22 protein-coding genes, 1 tRNA gene and 3 pseudogenes are annotated in these 26067 nt (G+C 67.9%); 12 read left to right on the forward strand and 14 right to left on the reverse strand.

Features of this window, described 5'->3' with window-relative positions; all coding sequences use genetic code 11:
- Positions 1 to 18: 18 nt before the first annotated feature.
- The 4 genes from R6V09_RS01695 to R6V09_RS01710 all read right to left on the reverse strand — a co-directional run bounded on the left by R6V09_RS01695 (position 19) and on the right by R6V09_RS01710 (position 3967).
- Positions 19 to 591 carry a hypothetical protein gene (locus tag R6V09_RS01695; RefSeq protein WP_317879512.1) on the reverse strand — a complete coding sequence of 191 codons (573 nt, stop codon included), beginning with the start codon at positions 589 to 591 and terminating at the stop codon, positions 19 to 21.
- Entirely contained in the window at positions 588 to 1862 is a 1275-nt protein-coding gene (locus R6V09_RS01700; protein ID WP_317879513.1) for a hypothetical protein, read from the reverse strand. Before R6V09_RS01700 ends, R6V09_RS01695 begins: the two co-directional genes overlap by 4 nt.
- Before the next feature lie 282 nt (positions 1863 to 2144).
- Positions 2145 to 2684, reverse strand: coding sequence for a GNAT family N-acetyltransferase (locus R6V09_RS01705; protein WP_317879514.1), 540 nt, complete (start codon positions 2682 to 2684; stop codon positions 2145 to 2147).
- Positions 2681 to 3967: an XRE family transcriptional regulator gene (locus R6V09_RS01710; RefSeq protein ID WP_317879515.1), complete on the reverse strand. Its 1287-nt coding sequence runs from the start codon at positions 3965 to 3967 to the stop codon at positions 2681 to 2683. Before R6V09_RS01710 ends, R6V09_RS01705 begins: the two co-directional genes overlap by 4 nt.
- Positions 3968 to 4208: 241 nt before the next feature.
- Between R6V09_RS01710 and R6V09_RS01715 the strand changes: the two genes are divergently transcribed.
- The 7 genes from R6V09_RS01715 (at position 4209) to R6V09_RS01745 (ending at position 9938) form a co-directional block, all read left to right on the forward strand.
- Complete coding sequence (locus R6V09_RS01715) at positions 4209 to 4655, forward strand: ATP-binding protein (RefSeq protein WP_189151681.1); 447 nt, start codon at positions 4209 to 4211, stop codon at positions 4653 to 4655.
- A gap of 192 nt (positions 4656 to 4847) precedes the next feature.
- Entirely contained in the window at positions 4848 to 5741 is an 894-nt protein-coding gene (locus R6V09_RS01720) for a glycosyltransferase family 8 protein (protein ID WP_317879516.1), read from the forward strand.
- Positions 5738 to 6655 carry a phosphotransferase family protein gene (locus tag R6V09_RS01725; protein ID WP_317879517.1) on the forward strand — a complete coding sequence of 306 codons (918 nt, stop codon included), beginning with the start codon at positions 5738 to 5740 and terminating at the stop codon, positions 6653 to 6655. Before R6V09_RS01720 ends, R6V09_RS01725 begins: the two co-directional genes overlap by 4 nt.
- Positions 6652 to 7386 (forward strand): glycosyltransferase, encoded by a 735-nt coding sequence (locus tag R6V09_RS01730; protein ID WP_317879518.1) that lies wholly within the window; start codon positions 6652 to 6654, stop codon positions 7384 to 7386. Before R6V09_RS01725 ends, R6V09_RS01730 begins: the two co-directional genes overlap by 4 nt.
- A gap of 22 nt (positions 7387 to 7408) precedes the next feature.
- The gene (locus tag R6V09_RS01735; protein WP_317879519.1) at positions 7409 to 8284 is read left to right on the forward strand and encodes a PIG-L deacetylase family protein; all 876 of its coding nucleotides are present in this window, start codon (positions 7409 to 7411) and stop codon (positions 8282 to 8284) included.
- Positions 8281 to 8898: a hypothetical protein gene (locus R6V09_RS01740; protein ID WP_317879520.1), complete on the forward strand. Its 618-nt coding sequence runs from the start codon at positions 8281 to 8283 to the stop codon at positions 8896 to 8898. The genes R6V09_RS01735 and R6V09_RS01740 overlap by 4 nt, the downstream gene beginning before the upstream one ends.
- Before the next feature lie 2 nt (positions 8899 to 8900).
- The gene (locus R6V09_RS01745; protein WP_317879521.1) at positions 8901 to 9938 is read left to right on the forward strand and encodes a glycosyltransferase; all 1038 of its coding nucleotides are present in this window, start codon (positions 8901 to 8903) and stop codon (positions 9936 to 9938) included.
- Here R6V09_RS01745 and R6V09_RS01750 read toward each other — a convergent pair.
- The 6 genes from R6V09_RS01750 to R6V09_RS01775 all read right to left on the reverse strand — a co-directional run bounded on the left by R6V09_RS01750 (position 9925) and on the right by R6V09_RS01775 (position 16634).
- Positions 9925 to 10965 carry a phosphotransferase gene (locus R6V09_RS01750; protein WP_317879522.1) on the reverse strand — a complete coding sequence of 347 codons (1041 nt, stop codon included), beginning with the start codon at positions 10963 to 10965 and terminating at the stop codon, positions 9925 to 9927. The two genes, R6V09_RS01745 and R6V09_RS01750, sit on opposite strands and share 14 nt — an antisense overlap.
- A gap of 98 nt (positions 10966 to 11063) precedes the next feature.
- Positions 11064 to 12800, reverse strand: coding sequence for a relaxase/mobilization nuclease domain-containing protein (locus tag R6V09_RS01755; protein ID WP_317879523.1), 1737 nt, complete (start codon positions 12798 to 12800; stop codon positions 11064 to 11066).
- A gap of 5 nt (positions 12801 to 12805) precedes the next feature.
- Complete coding sequence (locus R6V09_RS01760; protein ID WP_317879524.1) at positions 12806 to 13357, reverse strand: MobC family plasmid mobilization relaxosome protein; 552 nt, start codon at positions 13355 to 13357, stop codon at positions 12806 to 12808.
- Positions 13358 to 13703: 346 nt separating this feature from the next.
- A complete protein-coding gene (locus R6V09_RS01765) occupies positions 13704 to 14501 on the reverse strand; it encodes a DUF2637 domain-containing protein (RefSeq protein WP_317879525.1) in 798 nt (265 codons plus the stop codon).
- Between the two features lie 370 nt (positions 14502 to 14871).
- Entirely contained in the window at positions 14872 to 16161 is a 1290-nt protein-coding gene (locus R6V09_RS01770; RefSeq protein WP_317879526.1) for a DUF3631 domain-containing protein, read from the reverse strand.
- Between the two features lie 233 nt (positions 16162 to 16394).
- A complete protein-coding gene (locus R6V09_RS01775; RefSeq protein ID WP_317879527.1) occupies positions 16395 to 16634 on the reverse strand; it encodes a hypothetical protein in 240 nt (79 codons plus the stop codon).
- A 96-nt stretch (positions 16635 to 16730) separates the two neighbouring features.
- Here R6V09_RS01775 and R6V09_RS01780 point away from each other — a divergent pair, with 96 nt between their 5' ends.
- From R6V09_RS01780 to R6V09_RS01795, 4 genes and pseudogenes are all read left to right on the forward strand, one after another.
- Positions 16731 to 17411: a helix-turn-helix transcriptional regulator gene (locus R6V09_RS01780; protein ID WP_317879528.1), complete on the forward strand. Its 681-nt coding sequence runs from the start codon at positions 16731 to 16733 to the stop codon at positions 17409 to 17411.
- Entirely contained in the window at positions 17408 to 18940 is a 1533-nt protein-coding gene (locus R6V09_RS01785) for a site-specific integrase (RefSeq protein ID WP_317879529.1), read from the forward strand. The genes R6V09_RS01780 and R6V09_RS01785 overlap by 4 nt, the downstream gene beginning before the upstream one ends.
- Before the next feature lie 29 nt (positions 18941 to 18969).
- Positions 18970 to 19167, forward strand: a pseudogene (locus R6V09_RS01790) (IS630 family transposase); the annotation flags it as partial.
- Positions 19168 to 19217: 50 nt separating this feature from the next.
- The gene (locus R6V09_RS01795; protein WP_317879530.1) at positions 19218 to 20999 is read left to right on the forward strand and encodes a serine/threonine-protein kinase; all 1782 of its coding nucleotides are present in this window, start codon (positions 19218 to 19220) and stop codon (positions 20997 to 20999) included.
- Between the two features lie 29 nt (positions 21000 to 21028).
- On the opposite strand, the gene R6V09_RS01800 is transcribed toward R6V09_RS01795, so the two are convergent.
- Positions 21029 to 22444, reverse strand: a complete 1416-nt coding sequence (locus R6V09_RS01800) for an IS701 family transposase (RefSeq protein ID WP_317879531.1) — start codon at positions 22442 to 22444, stop codon at positions 21029 to 21031.
- 105 nt (positions 22445 to 22549) lie between these two features.
- Here R6V09_RS01800 and R6V09_RS01805 point away from each other — a divergent pair.
- Positions 22550 to 23181 (forward strand): annotated as a pseudogene (locus R6V09_RS01805) (aminoacyl--tRNA ligase-related protein); the annotation flags it as partial.
- A 158-nt stretch (positions 23182 to 23339) separates the two neighbouring features.
- On the opposite strand, the gene R6V09_RS01810 reads toward R6V09_RS01805, so the two are convergent.
- The 3 genes and pseudogenes from R6V09_RS01810 to R6V09_RS01820 all read right to left on the reverse strand — a co-directional run.
- Positions 23340 to 23412: transfer RNA gene (locus R6V09_RS01810), tRNA-Lys, on the reverse strand.
- A gap of 188 nt (positions 23413 to 23600) precedes the next feature.
- Positions 23601 to 25160, reverse strand: a complete 1560-nt coding sequence (locus R6V09_RS01815; RefSeq protein ID WP_317879532.1) for an amino acid permease — start codon at positions 25158 to 25160, stop codon at positions 23601 to 23603.
- 155 nt (positions 25161 to 25315) lie between these two features.
- Positions 25316 to 26067, reverse strand: a pseudogene (locus R6V09_RS01820) (DEAD/DEAH box helicase); the annotation flags it as partial.

Consider the following 26067-nt stretch of genomic DNA (forward strand, 5'->3'; position numbering starts at 1 on the left):
GGAGGCGGAAATTTAGCGTCACTGGATTACCTGCCGATGCGGACGATCCATCAAGGTTTCAAGCTTTTCGTAAACGAGGTCTTTAATAGCGTTTCCGGTCATTCCTGATGAAGCACTTGCGATAGCCTCGCTACGCTCAGCCAACGCTTTCCAATCGCGGACCTTTCCCATATCCTCTGCGAGGCGCCGCCCTTCTTTGGTCGTCGCTAGTGCAACACTCCCCTTCCTGCCTTTTGTATATCTTAGAAGCCCGCGCCCAACCAATGCGCCGATGATTGCATAGTATCGATCGTCCCAGGGTCCGTATTTATAGCGCACCATGGGGGCTTCTACCTCTGTCGGCGCCTCAATCTCCTCTGGTGAAAGATTTAGGCGTGGGTCGGACTCTGAGAGTTGCTCAAGCACTATGGGAGCCAGGGCCGGATACCTGAGCAAGAAATCCAGCTTGGCCAGCTTTGTTAGACCGTCCAGTTTTCTCGCATGCCCTGGCTCTTTAGACACTGCATTCACCAGTAGGAGAACGCGTGCTTGATGATAGGCCAAGTCATCACGAAGCAACGCAAGCTCTAGATCATCGTATGTGATGCTCATGCCGCGCTCCCCCGATTCTCTTGGCGGATCCTGTCAATCTCAGCTGCTACATCAAAACCCTCACTGAACCAAATTTTGCACTCGTTGGCCAGGTCGCTAATTCCTCCCAGCAAAAGGTCTGAATCCATTCCTGCTGGCAGTTGATCCACAGGAATATTCTCAAGCGCGTCTTGAAGGGCAATCCAGAAGTCTGCCCCCCACCCACTCTTTGAGCGCATAGCTGGGGTATCAGATCTGTCGCTTACGCGCAAGAGAAGCCGTCGCAGCTTTTCACGCTCAGCGAGGGCGGTGGGATCCCCACTTAGACGGCTGCGCCAGTAGCGCTGATAGTCCCGCCTGAGCTGTTCTCCGCGCTCGACGCTGTTGTCTGAGCAACTCCCTTTCCGCATCTTGATCGCGGCCCGACTCAGCCTGATGGGGGAGGTTAGCGAACCATAAGCCGAAGGGTTCGCTACAGCGGTGATTATCGCGAGATCGATATCCTGCATCGTTACGATTCGCGACGAAAGTTCGCGTTCCCTGTCTGCCGAGGTAGGAGACCCTGAACCGTTCGCAAAGGCCAGCACAGGAGAAATTACCGCGTCAGTTCGGGGACCAGCTGCCTTCATGCGCGTAAAGAAAAGTCCGTACACGACATTCCAGATGGCCTCCCAAGGTACGTCAAAGCCGAGATGTTCGACGACGGGCTTCGCGTATCTCGTTGGCGCCGCAAAGCCGATGTCTGCTCGTCTCGTTAGCTCGGCTTGAATGTTCAGCATGGAGATGAATCGGGCCGCCTGTTGCATCTGATCCTGCGGTGCAACTTCGCCCTCGCTGCCCTTAATCCATTCTTTGGGCAAATGCTTTCCACTATTGGCATGGATGGCGGAATGGAATTTTTCGATAGACGGGCGGTGATCGTCGGTAATTACAATTTCTTGCCCTGATAGGCGGACTTCCCGCAAAGATCGCATTGTCGCTGCAAAACCTTGAGGGTCTCCGCTTGCAAGGCCGCCAGTCGTCGCAAGCCTGCAGGTAGGCTTCTCTTGCAATTCCCGCCACCGGAGGAAAAGGTGTGCAAGTCCCCCTTCGTGGGCGAGCTGGTTCACAGTTCGGTAGGCGTCAGCAGACGGGTCTCGATGCTTGGCAGAGACGAGTTCGGCAGTGTCGCCACTAAGAGCTACCCAGTCCTCCTGGTACTCGCAGAGGATTCTCCGAGAGTCGCCATGTTGCACGCGTTTGTCGGTGCCCAGAGCTTGAAGGTATAGCTCCAGACCATCTGCTGCGGCCATGGACGCTTGCCAGTCGTAGCGATCAAGTGTGTTGGCTCCCGAGTCATCGGGTTGCGGCACCGTAACTACAAGCTCCGCGGCGGTCAGCTCCGGTTGTTCAGACAACTTGCCCCCGACCTGTCTCACGCCTGACCCTGTTGTAGATCCTTGCACGGTGACCCACACATGCGCAGCAGTGCTGACATAGCAGCCTATGAGGGCGCCAACTTCCTATGGGGCCCACCTGAATCCGGTACACGAGAGGCACGACTGCGGACGACAAGTGGACGGGGCTGCTGCTGGTCAGTGGCTGGCGCGGACCATCACGGTGAGCACCGGCGAGGCCGGTGACGGCTGGCTCTGCCCGATGTCCTCGTACCCCCACGACTCGTAGAGCGCGTGGACCTTTCCATCCCCAGCGGCCGGGTTGACCATGAGCGTGACGAACGGCTCGTCTCGTGCGGCGAGGAGGGCGTCATGGATACGCCGGGCCGTGCCGGTCTTCCGCCAGGTCGGGCGGACGCCGATCTCCTTCAGGGCTACGGCCGGACGCTCGGTGTACTTGTCCGCCGGCGCGGGTGTGGTGCGCTGCCAGTAGCGGTCGCCGTGCTCGATGGAGTTGCCGTAGGCGTAGCCGACCGGATGCCCGTCCGCGTATGCGAGGACGGCTGTGAACCCCAGCTCGGTGCTGTGCCGGTCCAGGCGCTCGCCGAAAGCGGTGACCGCGTAGTTCGGCAGGTGGAGCAGCGGGGCGCGTACGTCGGCGTACACGTCGAGGAGGTCGCCGCGGGCGGTGTCGAGCGTGGTGAAGGTGCGCAGGTCGATGGCGGGCGCCGTGGTCATGCGGCAATCCTCCAGGTGGCGGCGTGCTCGGTCCAGGTCTGCACGGTGGTGGTGCCCGGTGCGGTGGCGCGTAGCGCGGCCCCGAACTCCTGCAGCATGCGCGTCACCCGGGCGTGCTGGGTTGCGGCGTCGGCGGGGACCTTCATGGCGGTGGCCGTGGCGGTTTCGGGCGCACCCTGGGCGAGCTGGGCGTGTGCGAGCCGGGTCGTGGTGATGGCCCGGGAACGGATCATGTGGGGGCGGAGGGCGGACAGGCAGCGGTGGGCGTGGTACTCGGCTGCCGGGTAGTCGCCGAGCGCCAAGTGCGCTGACAGGGCCAGGGAGTCCAGCTCGGCCTGGTCGTAGAAGGCGAGCATCCACACCGGCCGGTAGTCGGCGGGGTTGGCGCGCAGCATGGCGTCCTGCGCCTGCTCGAAGGCGCGGCGGGTGCCGGTGCGGTCGTGTGCCGCGCCGTGGATGGCGCCCTGGCGGGCCAGTCCGAGGGATGCGAACAGGGGGTCTCGGCGGGTGAGGTGCAGGTTGCGGGCGACGTCGTTGGCGGCGAACGCGTCGGCGGGGCGGCCCATGTGGCGGTACATGGTGCCCGCGTGGCTCCAGATGCGGAACTTGATCTCCTGGTCGCCGGACATCTCGGCGAGGGCCTGCGCCTCACGCATGTGCGCCTTCGCGACGTCGTAGCGGCGGCCGTCGATGGCCGCCCACATCGCCGAGGAACGGAACGCGGCTGCGGAGGCGTAGAGGTTGCTGCGTACACGCTGGCTGGCGCTGCCGGCGTTCTGGAGGTTCAGGGCCTCGTCGGCGAGCGCGGCGGCCCGTTGCTCGATGCCGAGTTGGCCGCCGTGGCGGTGGTCGCTGGCGATGATCTCGGCGAAGCGCTTCTGTAGACGGTCGACGTCGCTCATGCCGATGCGGCGCGGGGATGCGGTGCCGGGAGCGGCGGCTGCCGCAGCGGCAGCCGCCGCGATCCCGCCGACGAGGGTACGGCGCTTCATGTCGGGGTCCTCCTGCTGCGGTGGGGCCGGGGTGGACGGAGTCCGACCCCGTGGCACGAACCCTAGAGCGACGGCGGGCAGGCCGCTGACGTCCTCAAGTGCCGTGCGGGTAGCCGATTTGGGCCACGCGACCCGGCCTGCTTTCCAGTCCCGGACCGATGAGCCGTCGAGGCCGCCGTGTCTCCCAGTCAGCTGCTCTAAAGCCCTGTTCACAGCCTCAGCAAGGCCGTTGGAGCTGTAGCCGTGTTCGGCCATCCACGCCTCAAGAACGGCGTTGCGCGTGGTGTCCATGTCCGCACGGTAGCTCTCACGCCCCATCACCCACCAGGTAAAGGGAAGGCCAAATCGCCCTAGGTCCTTCCAGCGCAAGGAGGGCTGATCGCCCTAATCACCTTGCTCAGAAAGGGAGTTGTCTTGTTGTCGGTCGCTCGCCACGCCCCACCGTGCGGGCGGCTGTTGACGGCCCGGCCCGCCCCTGAGGTTCCCCCGCGGGGGTGGGCCGGGCGCCGAGACAACCCGAAGGCTCCCCCCAATGACGAGACTCACTACGCCAGTTCACGTCGTCTCCGTCGGCCACCCCGCCTACAGCCAGACCTTCCCCTGCGAGCCGTCCACGGCCGAGATCGGCCGCCGGCTCCTCCGGGACGTCCTCGGCATATGGCGCCTCGACAACCTCGCCGACCACGCCGCGCTGATCGTCACAGAGCTGATCGCGAACGCCACCAGGCACACCCCGTGCCACGAGATTCGCCTGTTGGTCGAGCGGCCGAGCGCGACACGGCTACGTGTGGGGGTGTTGGACCGGGAGCCGGCGCGCTTGCCGACTCTCAGCCAGGCCGATGCCGATGACGAGTCGGGCCGCGGGCTGCTCCTCATCGACGCAGTCGCTGACCGCTGGGGATACGACCTGCGCAGCTCGGGCGGGCGCCCATGGGGCAAAGAAGTCTGGGCCGAACTCCGTATCGAGGACGGCTCGTGAAGACCCCGGCCACGGCGCACCTTCCCCTTCCGCACGGCGCCCCCCGCCCCCAACAAATCCGCGGGGTGAGCGAGGGCTCCAACGCCACCTGCAGCACCTGTAATTCGCACCCTCGTATGGCCTCCGGACCATGCACGGGTGCCGTGCGGTTATCACCCGTCGCTGTCTTGGCTCGTCCCTTGGAGGACTTCGGTGTACGCGATCGGCTTATGCATCGACGAGCGGTACATGCTTCCGGCGCTGGCCACGGTGTCCTCACTGGCGAACGGGCTGGCGCCACGAGAGCGCAAAGAAGTGGCGCTGCGCGTTCTGGCCTTGGACCTCACGGCCGCGCATGCCGTGACGCTGGCGCAGTTCGCCCGGCGGCTCGGTTTCGGATCGTTCGACATCCGGTGGTGTACCCCATCGGCCGCGTCCCGGCTGGTAGACGCCGAGTACATCAGCATCACCACCTACCTGCGATTTCAGTTCACGCCGGCGTTCGTCCGCCGCCCCTACCTGATTTACGTCGACTCGGACGTCCTGGCGCGAGGGGACCTTTCGGTCCCGCTCCACGACCTGCCGGACGGGCAAATGGGTGCCGTGCAGGACGAGTTCATCCCGCAGGTCGGCGGAACAGGGCACGCGCTGCCTGGAGTGGCCGAGCGGTGGCCGCAGCTGCGGGAGCGCGTCTACTTCAACGCGGGCGTGCTGTGGATGCCGGTGGCGATGCTGGCGTCCATCCGCGCCGGCGTCGAGCAGGCACTCATCCGCGGCCGGCGGCACATCCTTCACAACGACCAGGACGCGCTGAACCTGTGGCTGCTGTCCTCCCAAGCCGTGCGTCCGGTCAATGCAGTGTTCAACCGGTTCGAGCTGGGGCGCTTTTGGGAGCGCGGGAACTGGGTGCGGCGGGTGGTGGACCGGCCGGTGCGCTCGGACCCGGATGCGGTCCTGGTGCACTTCGTCGGGCCCGAAAAGCCGTGGCTGGCCAACTGCCCGGCGACGGAGGACGTCCGCGAGTACCGGGCCCATCTGCGGGCCACCGTCCGCCACGTCAACAGCATGGGTGAACTGGGCATCGAAGCGGCTGGCGGTGCCCGATGACAGGTACGGAGATGGAGCCCGTGATCGCCCGGGCCTGCTCGGGACTCCTGTCGGTCGGCGCAGTCTCCTCCCGGCGGCTGAAGGCGGGATCGCGCTCGGCCGTCTACCGCGTGGCCCTGGCCGACGGGCGCCGGGTGATCGTGAAGGTGTTCTCGGATACCGCCAGCCGAAACGCAATCAGCGAAGGCCGAGTGATCGAGGCCGCAGCGGGCATCGTCCCCGTCCCCGCGGTACTGGGCTGCGGCCGGGTTCCCGGGCACCCAGCGACTGCGCTCGTCACCACGGATCTCGGCGATCTCACGCTGGACGGGGCCATCAAGGCGGGCCGCATCACACGCCAGCAGGCTCTGGAGCACCTCGGCATCCTGCTGGCCCGCTTCCACCAGATCCCCGGCAGACGGGCCGGACTCCCGGTGCGGCCGTTTGCCGAGCATGTCGCGTGGCTGGCCCGCCGCTGTTCGCGCGAGGTGATGGACCGGCTCGAACCGGCCCTGGACGCCATGGCGGACCCGTGCGCGGAGCAGGACCGGATGGTGCTGGGCCACGGCGACCTGCACGGCGACAACATCGTCATCCCCGAGTACGGCCCGGACGCCGGTCTCCTCCACGTCATCGACTTCGCGCAGACCACGCTGTGCGTACCGGAGTTCGACGTCGCCCAGACCCTGACCGTCACCAGCGCCGTGGAGCCGGGAGAGCGGCAGTACGTCACCGCCGCCTACGGCCGCAGTTTGGACGAGGCGCTCGTAGAAGCGTCCGTCGCCTTCCACACCGTGCGCTGCTGGGCCCATGCCGTCGTGTCCGGCGACGAGCCCAGCCGCGCCCTGTGGGCAACCCAGCTCCACCGCGCGGCAGAACGCACCCCGCACCTGTTCCGCACCCCCACCCCCATGGACGAAAGGAGCAGGCGGTGAGTACTCCGACTCTGTCGATCGTGATCCCGGCATTCAACGAAGGCGCCTACCTGCCGCAGTATCTGCCGACCGTCATCAAGTCCCTCCAGATGTGGGAGGAGACGACCGGCGAGAGCGGCGAGATCCTCGTCGTGGACAACGCCAGCGTGGACGACACCGCCGAGGTCGCCGCTTCCTTCGGCGCCCGCGTCGTGCACGAAGACGTCCGCAACATCGGGCAGGTCCGCAACACCGGCGCGGAAGCCGCCCGGGGCGAGTACCTCTTCTTCATCGACGCCGACGTCGCCGTCCCGGTCGAGGGCATCACCACTGTGATGCGTCTGCTCGTCTCCGGCCTGCACGTCGGCGGAGCGATCCCCCCGCTCTACACGCCCAAGCGGCTCGGTGCCCGGCTGCTGTGCCGGTACTGGGACGCCTACCGACGCAGGCACCGTGGCGCCCAGGGCGTGGACCAGTTCTGCACCATCGCGGCCTTCCGTACGCTCGGCGGGTACCGCACCGACTGGTTCATGAGCGAGGACGTGGAGTTCTTCGCCCGACTGCGCCAGCTCGGCGACGCCACCCACCGGCCCGTCGTCCTCGTCGACGAACTGCGCGTTCGGCCCTCCACCCGCCGCTACGACCAGTGGCCGACCTGGCGAATGGTGTGGTGGCAAAACCCGATCACAGCGCGTCTCCTGCCGGCATCCGCCACCTTTTGGCGGCACTGGTACCAGTCCACCGTCCGCTGACCTGGAGGCGACCCGCGTGCCGATGCTGCCCGCACCAGACGCCCAGGGGATCTACACCTTCCCCACCGACCTGATGACCGCCCACCTCAACTGGCAGGAGGAGACGGCCACCCGCAAAGCCAAGGCCCCGGTGCTGGAGGTGACGGCGCCGCACAGCGGCACCCGCTACGTCATCGAAGAGCGCCGACCCGCCGGCCGCCCGGTGGTGGTGATCGAACCGCACCACGACGACTTCGCGCTCTCCGCCTCCGGTCTGTTCCTGGACCGGCCCCGCCCGCTGACAGTGATCACGGTCTTTAGCCGCTCCTTGAGCGTCCACCCGGCACTCGAACCCGCCTACTCCACCGTGGAGGCGGTCTCCACCCTGCGGGAATGGGAAGGCGCCGAGACCCTGCGGCCCTTCGGCGCGGCGCAGCATCTGCTGGGCCACAAGGACGCCGCCCCTCCCTACCGGGAGTACGACCCGCTGCGCCTCGAGAAGATCACCGAGGAACTGCGCGCGCTGTTGGCCGGGCATCCGGATGCGGAACTGCTGGCGCCGGCCGCAGTGACCCGCCATCCCGACCACCTGCTGGTCCACGAGGCCGCCCGTCGCCTGGGCTGCCGCTGGTTCTTCGAGGACCTCGCGTTCTGGTCCACCTACGCCCTCACCGGCTGCGACCAGCACCTGTTCCGTGTCCGCACCGGCACCAGCCTGGTACCCGAACTCGCCGACATCACAGACGTGTTGCTCGACAAGGTCACGCTGCTGCATCTGCACGGCTCCCAGATGCACCCCGCGGCCAAGATGTACCGCCCCATCCGCCATGCCTGGACCGTCGCCGAGGACCGCCCCGGCACCCCGAACCGGGCCGGTCCCGCGTACGCCGAACGCTTCTACCGCCAGGAGACGTCGTGACGATCATCTGCCTCGAAGGCCCCTCCTACGGCGGCAAGACCACCGCGATCGGACACCTGCGCACCACCCCCGAACTGGCCGACAGGGCGGTGTTCCTCGGCTGCTACGTCCGCCACCTCCGGCGTACCCACCCGATCCCTCCGGCTCGGACCTACTCGGCCTCCGAACAGTTCGCCGCGTTCGAGACATTCATGACCGCTGAGATCGACCGAGTTGCCCAGGCCACCGAGAACCCAGGCCGCCTGGTCATCCTGGACCGCTCGGTGGACACCCTCATGGCCCATGCCTACGCCATGGATCAGCTCTACGGCTTCCGGGTGCACGCCCAGGTCCGCCGACGCCTTGAGGAGCTGCCACACCTGCGGCCGGACCACACCATCTACCTCGACGTGTCTGCCGAGACGCTGCGGCGCCGTCGCCGGACCGAGGCCGGCTCCCTGGCCGAGAGCGAGTACTTCCTCCACGACGCAGCATTCCTCGCCCAGGCTCGCGCCTACTTCCTCGACAAGCCCCAGCCGCCGATCACCCGCCAGATCACCGTGCTCCCCGCCGACGCACCACCGGGCCGCATCGCGAAAACCGTGCAGGACCTGGTCGAAGCCTGGAGCCGGTGACCATGCCGACCGTACTGTTCGCCTGGCGCCGCACCCCGCCGCCACTGCTGATCGGCGGGGCCGAGGTGTCCCAACAGCTCCTCGCCGAGGAGTTCGCCGCCGCTGGCTGGCAGGTGACCTACCTCGGCTCCCACGAGACGCCATGGAATCGTGCCAGCGAACTGCCCGCCTTGCGCGGGCACTTGGGCGCCCACGACGTCCCGTACGAGGTGCGCCATCAGGAAGTGCGCTACGAGTGGAACGGCGTGCACTGCCGGGCCGTAGCCCAGGACTGGATCCACTCCGCCTTCGCCGCCGCCCTCGGCGAACTCTCACCCGACCTGGTGATCACCTCGCAGGAAGGCGCAGCCGACCTCGCCGCCCAGGCACGCCGCACCACACAGGTGGCCGCCTGGCTGCACTCCGTCTCACCGACCAGCCTGAACGTTCTCCACGGCAGCCCGCAAACCGCGCTGGCCGTCTCCCGGTTCGTCCTGTCCCGGGCGCGTGTGCAGTCAGGAACGCGGGCGGTGCTGCTGTATCCGCCCTTCGCCCGTCCGGCGCCGGGCCCCGAGCCGTCCGGGGACGCGATCCTCATGGTCAACCCAGTGCCCCAGAAGGGCGCCGCCCTGCTCCACCGGCTCATCCGCCGGCTGCCCGGTCAGCGGTTCACGCTGGTCGAGGGTTGGTGGGACACCTCCGGCGACTTCGCCACGTATCCGAACGTCACCTATGCGCGCCGCACCTACGACATGAGCCCGCTCTACGCAGCTCACCGGCTGCTCCTGGTGCCTTCCACTGTCGAGGACGCCTTCCCTCGCGTGATCATCGAGGCCGGTCTGCACGGCCTGACAAGCCTGGGCGCCGACCGCGGCGGCATCCGCGAAGCGATCGGAGACAGCGGCATGATCATCCCCGGCGACGCTGGTACGGAGGCGTGGGCCGCAGCGATCAGGGCAGCCCCCGATCCGCTGCTGGGCAAGCGAGCGCGCGAGCAGTCCTTGCCGTTCACCCGACCGTGCCTGCCCGAGCTCAAGGCGGCCGGGGTCATCCCGTCATAGCGGCCCGGACCTCATCCAGGCGATCCGTCCACCAGTGCAAGAGTGCCTCGTCGTCCAGGAACAGGTCGTCGAAGCCGTGATCGCCGCGCTTGTAGTGGAAGCTCAACTGCCAGAAATCGGTCATCCGCTTCCACCACAGTCGGCTTACCCCGTCGGCCAGATCCTCGACGGACAGGTCGACCACACGGCGGTAGCCGCCGACGAACGCGCTCACCCGCTCCAGATCGAACCGTCCTTCGACACCGAACTGCACCTGCGCCGTCCGCGCGACCTCCTCGGCATACGGACGCACCCGCAACCGGTCCCAGTCCAAAACTGCTGCCACCTGGCCGCCCTGCCACAGGATGTTGCGGTATTGGAAGTCACCGTGCGTCCAGCCGTACGGGCCTGCTGGTACATCGCCCTTCGGGTACAAATCGCCGTACTTCCCGAGCAGCTGCTTGCGTTGTTCCATCGCCTCGGCAACGGACCGGTCGAACGCGGAAGGGGAATCCAGGGCAGCGACGGTGGCCAGATAGCGGTCCGCCGCCTCCAAAGCCTTCGCCACCGAGGCAACCTCCGCCGACGGTGGAACGGCAGGCACCGGTGCGGGGGCGTTCTCAGCCAACGCGCGGTGAATGAGGCCGAGCCGCTCACCCAGGTCGGTCACATGGTCCAGGGGCAGGTCGCTGCCGCGTACGTGCTCGCCGTCCACCCACTCGATGACGCAGTACCCGTGGTCTTCGACCTCGGCGACGGTGTCGCCGCTACCGCTGACCAGCGGTGTGCAGACCGGGATCCCGTCCGCGGCCAGCGCCGACAGCGTCCCCAGATTGCGGCGGGCCGCCTCCAGCGGCACGTCGATGATCTGCTTCACCGCGAAGCGGCCCCGGGTGGTACCGATCCGCCAGTTGCGGTTCATCAGGCCGTCCGCCAGGTACTGAGGCGGCTCCGTGAGCTCACCGAGATCGAAGGCGTTGGTAATCGCCGCAAGATCCCTGCTGAGGGAGGTCTCCCGGGCGTCATCCACTGCTGCGAGGTCGGTCACCCGGCGCAGGATACGCGTTCCATCCCCGCACAAAACAACCTTCACGGTGACCCGCCCGGATACTGCAGGTCGCTCCACCCCTGTGGTTCTGACGGGGTCTACCGGCGCTGTCGGTGCTGCTGTTCTGCGGATGTCGGGGCTGCCGCTGAGGGCTGGGGGTTTCGGGCCTGCTGGGCGGGGACTGAGGCCGTGATGGTCGAGCGTCGGCGGGCTGCTTCGGCGCGACGGTTGGGTGCGGGGTCGCGGCTGGTGTGCTGGATTCGGGTGATCAGGACGCGGGCAGGTTGGCGAGCGGTGGTCAGCTCGCGTTGGGCGGCGGCCTCTTTGAGGAGTCGGTGGGGCTTGTGGCCGCCGGCTTCGGCATCGGCGAGGACGGTGGCGAGGGCGGGCCAGCCAGGGTCGGCGAGAATCCGGTCAGCGTGTTCGGGAACGGCCGCGCGTACGTCGTTGGCCAGAGTGCGACGGGTCTCTTCGTTCGGTCGGCGGGCTTCGAGTTCGGTGAGCGTGGGGGTGAGGGCGTGGTCGGCAGTTGTCTGAAGGTGCTGGACGGCTTGCCGGGCGGCGTCGGTCTGGTGGGCGTGGCCCTTCGCTTCGTGCCAGCGGCCGGCGAGGATGGCGGCCCAGACCATGGCGGCGATGAGGGCGGCGAGGGCGCTGCCGTCGGGGCCGGTGGCGGTGTTGACGATGTCGCGGGCTGCGGCCCGCAGGGCATGGGCGGCGCGATCTTCCGCCCTGATCTGAGAGCGCTGGGCATGAGCGAATGCCTTGCTGGCTGCCTGCAGTTGGACGCGCAGGTCTGCGGGGGCCTTCTGGGCAGTGGCTTCCATCAGTTCCCCGAGGGCAGTGATGTGGGCCTGGGCGCGCGCATCACCATCGTCGTCGGTGCCGGTGTCCGTGATCTCGGTGTGGAGAATGTCGAGGGCGTCGGTGGCCTGCTGCCAGGGAGTGCTGGGGTGGTTGCGGCGGGCGGTGGGGTGTTCTTCGGGCCGGCTGGATTCGAGGCGGGCCTTGATTTTGGGCAGGGAGAGGTCGGGGGAGATCTTGCTTCCGGGGTGGTAGATCTGCTCGCCGGCCTCGTTGACGTCGCCGGGGCGACCGACGGCATACCCGAGGAGGTCCCCTGACGGGCCGCGCCGGACCTGGACCTCGATGCCGCTGGCTTCGAGGTAGGCGATGAATTCCTCGGCGTTGGTCACGTGGGGGATGGCCGCGCGGATGCGGTCCTGGAGCCACTCGGGGCTGGGCTCTTCCCAGCCGAGGCGTTCGGCCTTGTGCATCTCGGCCTGGGTGGGGCGGCGCTCGCCGGTGCGATCACCCTTCTTCAAGCGGCGCAGCCCGTAGTCCCTCTCGATCTCGCGGCAGGCGTCGCCGGCGCGGAGGCCGCTGTCGTGGAGCTTGGGACGCCGTCCGTCTTCGCGGACGGTGGTGGCGAGGATGTGGATGTGGTCGTCGGCGTGGCGTACCGCGATCCAGCGGCAGCCCAGGTCGTCACCGGCCGGGGCAATGCCGGCGGCCTGGACGATGCGCTGGGCGATCTCGCCCCACTCTGCGTCGGAGAGGTGGCGGTCCTCGGGGGCGGCGCGGACAGGGCAGTGCCAGACGTGGTCGGTGACCGGCTTGCCGAACTCGCCGTTGCGCAAGGAGACCGGCTCGTCGAGGTAGTGGCCGAGTTCGGTGAGGGTGGCGTTCTCGTCGCGGCCGGGGTCGGGCATGCCGAGCATCGCGAAACCCGCCACGATGTGCGGGTCGAAGTGCTCGTCGTGGGTTCCGCGGCCGTAGAGGTACGCGAGCAGGCCCCGGGTGTTGGCCCCGGCGGGCTTGATGGCGGCGATCACGCTGGTCAGACCTCCCGCGGGTCGGCAGGCTCGCGCAGGGCCTCGGCGATCAGCTCCAGCAGGTCGTGGAGTTCGTCCAGGCGCTGACGTATGTCGGGTGGGGTGTGGTCGCTGTTGAGGGCGCGGGCGATCTGGTTGACGTTGACGCCGATCCGGTTGAGCTGGCGCAGGACCTGGGCGCGGAACATGTGGGTGCGGCGGCGGTCCTCGGACAGGGGCAGGTTGGCGGTGAACCGGCCGGTGACGAAGGCGAGGACGATGTCGGCGGCGAAGCCGGAGTCGCCCTTGTACCCGTGCTCGGCGGATGCCTCCTGGAGCTGGGTGTGCTCGTCGCCGGTGAAGCGTAGAGGGCCGACTCGTACGACCCGCTTGGTGCCGGTGAAGCGGCGGATCGTGGGCTGCACGCTCTTCACAGCAGGCTCGCCGGCTGCGGCGGCTGCGGTGTCGGCGGGGCGCAGGACGGCTTGCTGGACGGAGTGAAGCGTGTCCAGGTCGGAGCCGCCCTCGGCCCCGACCCCCGGCTCCGGCGCCCCCTGGCGCCGGGCCGTCTCCGCCACCCCCGGGGCGGAGACCCCCGAAGACCGGCCATGAGTCGGACTCGGGGTACTACTGGCTCCGCCAGGGGCAGCCCGTCCGAACGCCTGCTGCAAACGCCCCAGCAGCGTAGGGGACTTCACCTGGGGCAGGGGATCGTCGGGAATGCGGTCGGGGTGGTCCGGGTGGTGCGTCACGAGCGGTTCTCCGGAAGTGGTCGCAAGGGCAGGTTGAACGCCGGGGAGGAGTCGGCAAGGTGTTGGCGATCGGGGCCCCATCACAGGTGTGGATAAACGGAGGGCGGGTGGGGCGCTGGCCGACGGGCAGGGGTGACCGGAAGCGGTTCCGGCCACCCCGTCGGGATTCCGGTCAGTTGCCGTCCGCACCTGTTCCCGCGGTTTCGATTTCGGGCCGGAGGATCTCCATCACCTCGGTCTGCCGCTCACTGCCGATCGTCAAGTCCCTGTCCTTGACGGCCTTCCGGAGAAGGGACCGGCTGAGCGTGCCGTGCTCAGCGATGGCGATCCGGCCGATCTCCACAAGTTCCTCAACCGTGGCGCTTGCAGGACGGCCACCGCGCGGCCTGCTCTCCGAAACCCGGACCGGTGGTTCCGGCGGCCCGGCGGACGTGATCGCCACCATGTCGGCGGGCTGTGCGGAAGGGGTGTCCGCATGGCCTGCGGGTTGATCTACGAGCTGGTGGATCTGCCGCATCAGGACGCCGAAGGCCAGCAGCGCGGCGGTCGGGGGAACCGCGGCGACCACGTAGTCGAGCAGAGGCACGGCGCCGGTGCCACCCGTGCCGCTGACACCGGCCACGTTGAGCGCGATGGAGCCGACCGATCCGGCGGCCGTGAGAGCAATCGCCCCCTTGTCAGTCACCCGGCGCAGGCCCGCGCGGAGCATGAGCAGTTCGCCCGCGACGATGAACGCGTCCAGGGTCGCTGGCCAGGCCCACTGGCGGGCCGGGGAGTTCTTGAGGCCATGTTGTCCGGCGACCTCCGCGAGATGCGCGTACGAGAGCCAGAACCCGCCGGCTGTGAGGGCCACGATGACCACGCCCGCTGCGACGAGCGTGAATCGCTCGGCAGCCTGCTTGGTCAGCATCGGCCGTCCCTCGTCGAGGCGGTTGTCCTGGCGGCGGCTGGAAGTGGAGAGCTTGGTCAAGCGGGGTGCTCCTGGGCGTTGGCGGTGTGGTCCGTCTTTGCCGTCTTGGCCGTTGCAAGCGCAGGTCAGGGCAGGTACGGCATGGGGTTCGGTCTGCCGTCCCGGCCGGTGCCGGAGGCGTTCTCCGACCTGTTCGGCCGGGACGGCGTGGTGGTGTGGTGCCGTCCCGGCGGCTGACGCCCTGACCTGCGGCGATACGGCGGGGACGCGCGGGACGGCACAAGACGGATCGGGACGTGGTCCGGGCCAGGCAGCGCGCTCGTCATGATCGCGTTGCCGTCTTGGCCCCGGTTGCCGTCTTGTCGCCATGCCGTTTGACCTGCGAGATCACGGCAGGGACGCCAGGGACGGCCACCGAGGGACGCGGGGCTCAGCCCGAAGCGGTGACGGCGAGCTCAGGGTCCACCGGGTGGACGGCAGGGCAGTAGCGCCGCCACGCGTCGAGGAACTTGTTGCGCATGTAGCCCTTGCGCTGGGTCCCGTCGACGAGGCGGACGTTGCCGGGCTTGATGACGTACGGGCTCAGCATCCTCGCCAGTTCGCGGGCATCCAGCCCGTTGCGCCCCCACTCCGCCCACGGCGCCTCGACATCCTGGCGCAGGTGGTACAGCAGCTCGTCCGTGGAGAGGCTGTCCACCTCGCGCTGGGCGGCGAAGACCCTGCGGATGTCGGCGAGAATCCGGGCTCCGCCGGGCCGCTCCTCCTCTGCCTCGACCTCCGCGGCCACCATCCGCGCACACGCCGTACGGGCCCGACGGGGCCAGGACCCGGCAGCGAGGTCGGCGATGACGACCAAGGGTTCCCAGGTGTCGGCGGCCCGGTCCTCCACCGGCAGGACCGGTTCCTCCTCCGCCGCCTCGTCCAGCAACGGCCGGGCCCATGCGGCGATGCGGTCCCGCAGTTCGTGGAGCCCGGGGATGTCGCGGCGGGAGCGGAAGGGCTTGACGTGCTCCCCCTGGGCGCGACGGCGCATGCGGACCACGATCGACCGGTCCATGATCGTGTCGGGCAGGTCACCGATGCCCGCGATCGCGGCCATGGCGAAGGTGGCGAACCGGTGCGGGGTGTGGTCGTTGCCGACGACCCGGGTGACGTACCGATTGCGCTGGTGGCCGGCGTTGAGCAGGCCGCGCATCTCCTCGTTCTTCTCCGCCTGCTTCGGCGTGCCGAAGATGGTGTCCGCCTCGTCCACCAGGAGCGTGGGCGGCTCCTCGGTGATCGACCGGAAGACCGCGGCCGGGGTGGTGTTGATGGTGAGCATCGGCTCGTGGACCGTCTCGGTCAGCACGTCCAGCAGCCGTGACTTGCCGCACCGTTTCGCCGGCCCCACCACCGCCAGACGGGGCGCGTGCTGCCATGCGGGCTGCAGATGTGTCGCCGCCGCCCACAGCGTGACCGCGTCCAGCGCCTCCGGCGAGGGCAGGATCACGAACTTGGCTATCTGCGCACGAAGTTCGTCCAGCAACGCCGAGCCATGGGTCGGCACCGGATCCGGCGCCGCCTCCTCGGCGGACTGATCCGCCGAAGTGGCTTCAGGCGCAACGTCGTTGGCGGACATCGGGGCTTCACTGGCGTGGTGGCCGAGTTGGCCAGGGACGGTGACGGGCGGCCACGAGGGCGTGTCGGAGTCGGAATAGGGCTCGGCTCCCGCATGTTCCACGGGGCAGCTCCTCGTCTGGCGGTGGCGGGCTTGTGCGCCCTTGCCGCCGGGTTGGTTCTTCCAGGGCCGGTCGGGGTTGCTGGGGTCTCCGGCGTTGCATCGCCGGGGACCCGCCCCCTTCTCGCGGGCACCAGGCCATCGCGAGGGAACACGGACGGTACGTCCACACCCGGCAACAGTCCAGCGCTTCTGTGTCAGCTCAGCGCAGAACGGTTTGCTACTCCGCCGCCCCATCACGCCGCCAGGCCCAACAGATCGAGCAGATCCGCGGTCACGACCCGGTAGGCGTTGCCGAGCCTCAGCACCTTGCACGGGTACTCGCCGCGCTTCGCCAGCTCGTACCCCTTGCTCCGCCCGAGCCCCAGAGCGTGGTTGCCTGTTTCCAGGTCAACCGACACAGGGAGGGCAAGCAGCTCTTCCCGACTCATCCCTTTCGCGCCCGTCATCCGCCCGGCCGTCGCGTCTTCGCGCATACAGCGCGCCCCTTTCGGTACAGCCCTCGGCGAACGTGACCGTCACGTCCGGCTCCAGGCGTCTACCTACCAGGATGACCAAGCTAATGTGTCTCCATGACACAACGCAGTGTGGATGCTGATGAGGACGACGTCCCGGAATGGGCGGACCGGATCAAGGCCAACGTCGCCGGCGAAGTCCGGCGCAGAAGAAAGGAGATGGGATGGAGCGCGCAGGACTTGGCCGACGCGTGCGAGCAGCTCGGGCATCCCATCCCTCGCAACGTCATCGCCAACATGGAGTCCGGCCGCCGGGCCAGCCTTCCCCTGGTGGACGTCATGGTCCTGGCCGCCGCCCTGGAGACGTACCCGGTCTGCCTGATCTTCCCGGTCGGCTACGTCGAGAGGACCCAGGAGCTCCCCTTCCAGAGCCTCGTGCCCACCTGGGACGCCCTGCGGCGCTTCACCGGCGACGAGGACATGCCCCTGTACGACGCGGGGCTGGTCCCCGACTTCGAAGCGCACGCCAGCCTCGTACGCACCGCACTGGCCGCCCTCGAAGAGGAAGAACGGGCGCGGTTCGCAATCAAGACGGCGACCAACCGCGCCCAGCAGGAAGAAGCCGAGCGCAGGCGGACCAAGTACACCGACGAGGCCGTCTCCGCCAAGTACAACCTCCGCCACCTCCGCCGCGACATCCGCGACGAAGGCGCCACCCCACCCCACCTGCCACCCGCCCTGGGCGACGTCGACCCACCCGAACCCAGCCCCAACACCACCCCGGAGGAACGCCTTTGAAGGGCTCCACCCACCGCCGCTGCTACTGCCGTGACCCCGAGACCGGCAAGCCGCTCGGCAAGAACTGCCCCAAACTCTCCAGCCGCAAGCACGGCTCGTACTCGATACGCCAGGAACTCCCGCCGACCGAAGACGGCGCCCGCCGCTCCTTCAGCCGCGCCGGCTACGAGTCCCTCAAGGCCGCGCAGACGGACCTCGACTACATCCGTTCCCTGCTGGCGCTGGCAGAGAAGGACGACCCCGACAGCCTCCGGCGCCTCGTCGACATGCTGGAGAAGGTCGCGGTCGAGAAGGCCCCGCTCCCAGCCATCGAGGAGACCCGACGCCGTCTGAGGGCGGGCCTGGCCCTCCGTGGCAACCTCACCGTCGGCGAGTGGCTGGACCAGTGGTTCGCCGCGAAGAAGCGCCGCAGGACCACGCTCAACGCCTACGCCTCCCACATCCGCGTCCACTTGAAGCCGCGCATCGGCCACGTACGCCTCGACCGGCTCAACGTCGGCCACCTGGTGGAGATGTTCGACGCGATAGCTGACGACAACGAGGTGATCTCAGCCGAGAACGAGGCCCGCCGCGAGCAGATCACCCGCTGCAAGCCGAGCACGCCCGGTCGCCCTGTCGGGGCGGAACGGAAGCGGCTCGCCCCTGAACGAGCCAAACTGGCAGAGATGAAACCGTTCCGGAAGATCACCGGCCCGGCCACCCGTCAGGCGATCCGCCGCACCCTGCGCGCGGCCCTGAACTCCGCGATCGCCCAGCAGCTGATCACCTTCAACCCGGCGTCCCACGTCGAGTTGGAGTCCGGCAGGCGCCCGAAGCCCCTCCTGTGGACCGATGAACGCGTCCGGCGGTGGCGAGAGACCGGTCAGATCCCCGGCCCGGTCATGGTGTGGACGCCACAGCAGTTCGGCGCCTTCCTCGACGCAGCCGAGGGCGACCGGCTTTACGCGATACTCCACCTCATGGGCACCCGTGGCCTCCGGCGCGGCGAGGCGGTCGGCCAGGACTGGCACGAGATCGACCTCGACGTCGGCCTCATCACTCCCGCCAAGGAGATCGTGGTGGACGGCTGGGACATCTACGAGTCGGAGCCGAAGACGGACGGCAGCGCGAACACGATCGCTCTCGACAGCACGACCATCTCCGAACTGCGCGACCACAAAGCCCGCCAGGAGAAGGACCGCGCGCAGTGGGGCGATGCCTGGCAGGACACAGGCAAGGTCTTCACCAAGGAGGACGGCTCCTGGCTGCACCCGGGGACCGTATCCGAGACCTTCCGCCGCATTCTCGCCACGACCGACCTGCCACCCATCACCCTGCGGGACCTACGCCACGTCACCGCGACGCTCATGCACGGAGGTGGTGGCGACATCCACACGGTGAAGGAGACGCTGCGGCACTCCACCATCACGCTGACCTCGGACACGTACACGAGCCTGCTCCCTGAGCTGGACCGTGAGATCGCAGAGAAGGCCGCGAAGCTGATCCCCCGGTCGCGTCCGGCAGCCACCGATTCGCCTGCCACAGAGTGACTGAAGGCGGCCAGGCGCCACCGACGGGTGATTCGCACTGGTCGACACGTTCGATGGCCGAGGCGGAGGGCATGTCGCAGTCGGCCGTCTCGCGGATCTGGCGGGCGTTCGGCCTCAAGCCGCACATCGTGGAGACCTGGAAGCTGTCGACCGACCCGCAGTTCGTGACCAAGGTCCGCGACGTGGCGGGCATCTACCTCGCCCCGCCGGAGAACGCTCTGGTCCTGGCGGCAATTGGCCGACGTCACCGCCCCGAGGAGGTCAGTAGGGTGGGTTCATGCCGAAGCACGAACCGTTCATCATCGACGGAGTCACTTACGAGCGCGATTCAGCTCCGGGAGAGGGCGGATCAGCCGTGGTGTGGAAGGTCCGCCGTAAGCCCGACGGTCAGGTGTTCGCAGTCAAACGGATTAAGAAGGACCGCGACGCGGACTCCGCTCGCAACAAGCGTTTCAAGCAGGAGATCGAGTACGGGCAGAAATCGAGCCACCCGAACGTCGTGAGTATCCACGCGCGCTCAGAGGACGCGAACTTCTTCTACTACGTCATGGACTTCTACCCGATGACGCTGCGAAACGTGATCAACGACGAAACCGATGCTGACGTGCTTCTCGACTACGCGCGCCAGCTCTGCGATGCGCTCGCGTACGTGCACGGCGACGGCATAGTGCATCGCGACATCAAACCTGAGAATGTCCTCGTCGACCCTGATGCGCGCCGGCTCGTCCTGGCCGACTTCGGCATCGCGCATTTCAAGGACTCCTCGCTCACGAATCGCGGGGACCTCTTAGTGAACCGGAACTACCTCGCTCCCGAGCAGATGGTGAGGAACAACGCCCTCGGTATCGGCAAGCCGGCGGACATCTTTGCGTTCGGCCTCGTCATAACCGAGATGTTCACGAAGCAGAACGCCCGAGGGCGACGACACGCGCTTGTGCGCGACCGCTACCCCTTCCTGGCCGACCTCGACCTGATCATTGAACAGATGCTGCTCCAAGACGAGGCGCAGCGGCTCCGCATCGACACCGTACGCGGCATGCTTCGGGTAACCCTTCAGCGGCTCGACTCGACAATCGAGGAGATCTCCGATGATCTGCGCCCCAACGAAGCGCCCGCCGACAGCTCGTCCGGCGAGGTCGAGCGGATCCTCGGCCGTGCCGCCAGAGACGTGCTGTCGGCGAAGCATGTCTTCGAGCGGGTCGCCGACGGAGAGCTCGACCGATTCAACCTCAACTATCACTGCGAGGTTGCGTACCGGGTGAGCACGGAGCTGTTCAATACGTGTGCTCAAGCCGTTGTGTATGCCTCGTGCAAGGCAAAGTTCGACTATGAGGGCGCCGGGCGGTGGGACGAGAACGACGACGCTCTCGTGTTGTCGGCCGCCAAGCAGGGACTCCAACGCGAGCTGGAGACGATTCTGGCTGATTTCCCCCTCCCTCAGTCTTCGCGCTGGGACGGTCTGCCACGGCGGTCGGCTCACTTGTTCCGGTTCTGCAAGGACTACCACTGCGAAGAGCTGCTGACGAGCATCCGTGAATCTGTCTACGGTGAAGGCAATCGCTCGTTGCGGGCGAATCTGATCGACGCCCCGATCCTCTGGATCGCCCGCTGGATGCGTACGAGTCTGGACACCGACTACCTGGAGTTCGACAAAGCAGTTCGCGAGGACATCGGCTTCGAGCGCCACCTCTCGGTGCTCTGGGACAAGACGCTTCCGTTGGATTCGGCCCGAGAAGCGGTGGGAGTGGATCTGTTGACCGAGCCGCTCAACGCCGACCGCGTCGCCGGCACACTGCAGGCGCTTGAAGCGAAATGGGATGTCTCCGTGGGAGAGCTCGTAGACGGTGGGTACTCGGTCATGTTCCGGTCACGCAACACGTACCGCTGCTTCCACGACGAGGCGCTCGCCCTCGCAGAACCGGGCTCAGTATTCGAAGCCGACGTCCTCAATCTGCTCCGCCCTGAGGCGGAGTTCGACGACCTCGTCGCACTCACATGGGATCGGGACTTCGACGTGGCCATCACGCTCGGGAAGGTCCTCGGCACCCTCACGCGCTAGCGGTGGTTTGTTAGACCGGGGAGTAGAGATCAAGTGGGTGGCCTGCGCCGACGGCGTTGATCAGGGCTTGGAGTTCGGGTGGCGGGGGTGCGTTGGTCCAGGCTCGCCAGCAGCGTTGGAGGGTGGTCCAGGGGTCGAGCCAGGCGCGGACGGCGCGGATCGCCTTGGGCCAGCTGGCTGGATGGGGCTGGTGGGTTTCGCTTGGGCCCCCTCTCAGCCGCTCCGGCGGTCGGCGGGACCGTGGGGACGACGACGGGCTCGCGTTCTGGGGGTCGGGCGAACCAGGTGTCCCAGCAGAACGTGAACGCGCAGGTGACCAGGGTCTGGTGGCGGCGGATCGCGGTGTCGGAACGGACCTGGAAGTCGGCCCACCCGAGTTCGTCCTTGACCTGCTTGTAGCTCTGTTCGATCCAGTGTCGGATGCCGTAGATCCGTACGACTTCGTGCAAGTCGGCGGCGGGTTCGGGGCTGTCGGCCTCTCGGGGGCCGTAGGGGCGGGGCAGGTCGGTGGCCAGGTACCAGGTGGCCTGCGCGGGCAGTGTGTCCGGGTCCGCTGTGGCCACGACCAGGCGGACGTTTCCGTCGGGTCCCCACCATCCGAGGTGTGCGTCGGCGGCCCACCAGGTCTCGGTGTGCCCGTCGTGGAAGGTCCGCTCGACGGCGGTCCAGTCGCCTGGGTACTCGGGGTCCGTCCAGGTCAGGGCACGGGCGGCGTCGGCGGGGGTGTAGGCGTCCTTGCCGTAGGCCCAGGTGCCGTGGCTCGGCTTGAGGGCCATGACGAACGGCAGTCCCGCCGAGGCGAGTTGTCTGCGGAAGCCGTCCTGGTCGCCGTAGGCGCAGTCGGCGGCCACGGCTCGGAAGGTCGCTCCGGCGGCCTTGGCTGTGCGGGCCAGTTCAGCCACGATCTGCAGCTTCGTGCGGAAACCGGGGTCGCGCTTGCCCTTGGGAAAGTGATGGGCGGGGCTGTAGGGCACGGCGTGCAGCGGGTAGTAGAGGTTCTCGTCGGCCCAGCAGGTGGTCACGGTGACGATGCCGTTGTCGGTCTTGCCCAGCCGGCCCAGCCACTGCCGACCGATGTGCGCGGTTGCTTTTCCGTCCTTGCGGTCTCCCGAGTCGTCGATCACCAGCACCCCGCCAGGGTGCGGCGAGGTCGCGGGATCGGCCAGCAGCAGTGCCACCCTGCGGGCGTTGACCTGCTCGTGGTCCCACGTCGACTCGGACAGGAAGAACTGCAGCCGCTGCACCGAAGCATGGTGGGCACCTACGACGGGTTCGGTGCCGGCCAGGCATGTCAGCGTCTTGTTGCGGTCTCGCGGCAGCAGCAGCCCCGCGAGGTACTCGCGGAACCTGCGGCGCTGTGCCAGCGTGGAAAACAGGTCATCGAAGCGTCCGGCGTAGGCTTCCAGCGGGCCCGGAGCGGGCGGACATGGCACACGGCGGGTCACCACAGCTCCCAGGCGGCGAGGCAACGTTCCTCTGCTACTGGCCTACTGCGGCCCTGACCCGCCGTCAACAAACCACCGCTAGACCTGTTCGACACCGACCCGCTGATGGGCGCGGGGCTGCCGTACTCGCTGCCCGACGAGGCCGTCGTACGGCACACCCTGGAGGAGTACATCCGTGAGGCCAAGCAGGCCGCAGGGTATCGGCATGTGTCCTCGCCCGTGCTCGGCAAACGGGAGCTGTACGAGATCTCGGGGAACTGGGGTCACTACAGCGAGGACATGTTCCCGCCCATGGAGTTGGGCAGCGAAGGGGCGGTCCTGCGGCCCAGCCGCTGTCCGCACCACGCTCTCATCTACCGCTCCCGGTCGCACAGTTATCGCGAACTGCCACTGAGGATGACCGAGTTGGGCGGCCGTACCGCTCAGAGCTGTCCGGTGTGCTCGGAGGCCTCACCCGCGTACGGGCCATCCAGCTCAACGGCGCGCATATCTTCTGCACCTTGGAGCAGGCCGTGGACGAGGCTCATGCCGCGCTCGACCTCATCCGCCGTGCCTACGCCGACCTCGGCATCCGGGCCGCCTGGTACCGGCTGTCGCTGCCCGGGGAGGGCAACAAGTACGTGGCGGATCCGGACCTGTGGAAGCGGGCCACCGCCCTGCTGGAGGAGGTGCTGGACGGGGTGGAGTACGAGGCCGAAGAGGGTGAGGCCGCCTTAGCTCCTCCCGCCACCTCCGTTCCTGGGCACCGCGCTAGCCGGGCAGACAGCCGTCACGGGCACATCCGCTCACGCATCGCTCACGCACGGGCCCGAAAACGCCACAACGCCCGACCCGACCGAAGCCGACTCAGGCGCTGCACAGCAGGTCAGAAGGGGTTTCCCCTCGCCTACATCCGTAGACCCTGTGGGACTCGAACCCACAACCAATGGATTAAAAGTCCACTGCTCTGCCAATTGAGCTAAGGGTCCTAGCGATGTTGCCTCCCCGAGCATAGCGGGACGTGGCCGTGTCTCCGATCGGGTATCGGGGACACGGCCGTGCCAGATGAAGGGAAGGCGGCCGAGCGGGTCCGGAGTGTTACGGATCTACCGGTTCGGGCAAGCCGGAACGCGCCGCCCTCCTCCCCCCTCCCTCGCCTAGCCCCATGCAGGCATCGTCACGGATCCACCGGTTCAGGCGCCCCCGCCCGCGCCGCCTCCCGCGCCTTCGTGCGGGCGTGTTCCGGGTTCAGGAACCAGTGGCGGGCCGAGGCCATCCACCAGGCCGCCGCGAAGCCGAGCACCACCAGCACCGCGACCGGTGCGTAGTTGAACGACTCCCAGGTGACCGGGGAGACCTGCGGCAGCATGAACAGGATCGTGATCACGGCCACCCAGATCACCGACACCACCCCGATCAGCCGCGACCACCGGCCCAGATGCCACGGCCCGCGCTGGAATTCGTCCCCCTTCCGCAGCCGCAGCAGCGTCGGGATGACGTACGCGATGTAGAGGCCGATGACCGCGACGGACGTCACCGCCGCGTAGGCCGTGTAGTTGATCAGGTACGGCAGGCCCATGAGCAGTGCGCCCGCCGCGGCGAGCCACACCGCCGCGACCGGGGTCCGGGTGCGCGGGCTCACCGTGTGCCAGACGCGGGAGAACGGCAGTGCGCCGTCGCGTGAGAAGGCGTAGATCATGCGGCTGTTGGCCGTCACCGACGCCATCCCGCAGAACAGTTGCGCGCCGATCACCACCAGGAGGAGCAGTTTGCCCGTGGTCGCTCCCAGCGCGTCCAGGAGGATCTGGGCCGGGGGCGCCCCCGTCGGTGACTTCCGCTCCGCGTCGTAGGACTGGATCGCGTACGTGAAGCCGAGGAGGAGGACGAAGCCGGCTATCCACGACGTCCAGATGGAGCGGACGATGCCCTTCGGGCCCGCTGTCGACGCGTCGTGCGTCTCCTCCGTCATATGGGCGGAGGCGTCGTAGCCGGTGAAGGTGTACTGCGCCATCAGGAGGCCCAGCAACACCACATAAACCCCGCCGCCCCAGCCCGTGTGGTTCACGAACTTGGTGAAGACGAAGCTCGTCGACTGGTGGTGGTCGGGGACGAAGGTCAGCGCGCCCACGATCACGCCGACGCCCACCACGTGCCACCACACGCTGATGTCGTTGAGCAGCGCGACGATCTTCACGCCGAACGTGTTCAGCAGGCCGTGCAGCACGAGGATGCCTGCGAACAGGAGCACCGTGCGGCCCGGCGTCACCTTGAAGTCGAACTGCAGGTTCAGGTACGCGCCCAGGAAGGACGCGGCGCCGAAGTCGATGCCCGCGGTCACCGCGACCTGGCCGAGCACGTTGAACCAGCCCGTGAACCATGCCCAGGCCGCCGCGGTGCGCGGAGGCGCGAGGCGGTGGGCCCAGAAGTAGAGGCCCGCCGACGTCGGGTAGGCCGAGCAGATCTCGGCCATCGACAGGCCGACGAACAGCGTCATCAGGCCTACGGCCACCCAGCCCCAGGTGATCACGGCCGGGCCGCCCGTGTTCATGCCGAAGAGGTAGAGGGTCAGGCAGCCGGACAGGACCGAGATGATCGTGAAGGAGACCGCGTAGTTGGAGAACGCCGACATGCGGCGGGCGAGAACCTGCGTATAGCCGAGCTGGGCAAGGCGTTCCTCGTCGGAGAGACCGGGAGCGTCTCCCTTTGACAGCCCACTCGCTATGGCGTCATCTGTCATGCCCCCAGCGATTCCCTCACCGCGGGCGTGACATGCGCCACTTAAGGAATCGATAAGGACTCGATGTGGCCAGAAATCGCCGGGAGCCACACAGAAAACGGCCCCCGCCCGATCTCCCGGGCAGGGGCCACTCCACTACGTCAGGTCACGTGACCTCAGCCGTTGCGCTTCCAGCGGGGCTTGTCGTCGCGGCGGCCGAAGGTACCGGTGCCGGTGCCCGTACCGGTCGTGCCGCGGTGGCCCGGACGGTCGTGGCCGCCGGCGCGGAAGCCGGGGCGGTCGCCCTGGCGGTCACGGTTGAACGGGCGGTCGCTGCCCCGGTGACCGGTCGCGGGACGGTCGTCGCGGCGAAAGCCGCCCGACGCCGGACGGTCGTTGCCGGTGCCACGGTCGTCGCGGCGGAAGCCACCGGACGGACGGTCGTCACGACGCTCGAAAGAACGGCCGCCACGGTCGCCACCGCGGTCGTTGCTGCCGCCACGGTCGTCCCGGCGGAAGCCACCCGAGGGGCGCTCGTCACGACGGTCGAAAGAACGGCCACCGCGGTCGCCGCCACGGTCGTTGTTGAAACCGCCCGAGGGACGGTCGTCGCGACGGAAGCCGCCCGAGGACGGACGGTCGTTGTCCCGACGGTCGTCGCGGCGGAAACCACCGGACGGACGGTCGTCACGACGGTCACGGTCGAAAGAACGGCCACCACGGTCGTTGCCACCACGGAAACCACCGGACGGACGGTCATCGCGACGCTCGAAAGAACGGCCACCGCGGTCACCGCCACGGTCGTCACGACGGTCACGGCGCTCGTAGTTGCCACGGTCGTCACGCTGCTGACGCGGACGGTCGTAGGAGGACTCCTCGCGCACCGGCGCCTCGGCGACCGGCTCGGCAGCCGCCGCCTCGACGACGG

It is taken from the genome of Streptomyces sp. W16, from assembly GCF_033194735.1.
GTDB lineage: Bacteria > Actinomycetota > Actinomycetes > Streptomycetales > Streptomycetaceae > Streptomyces.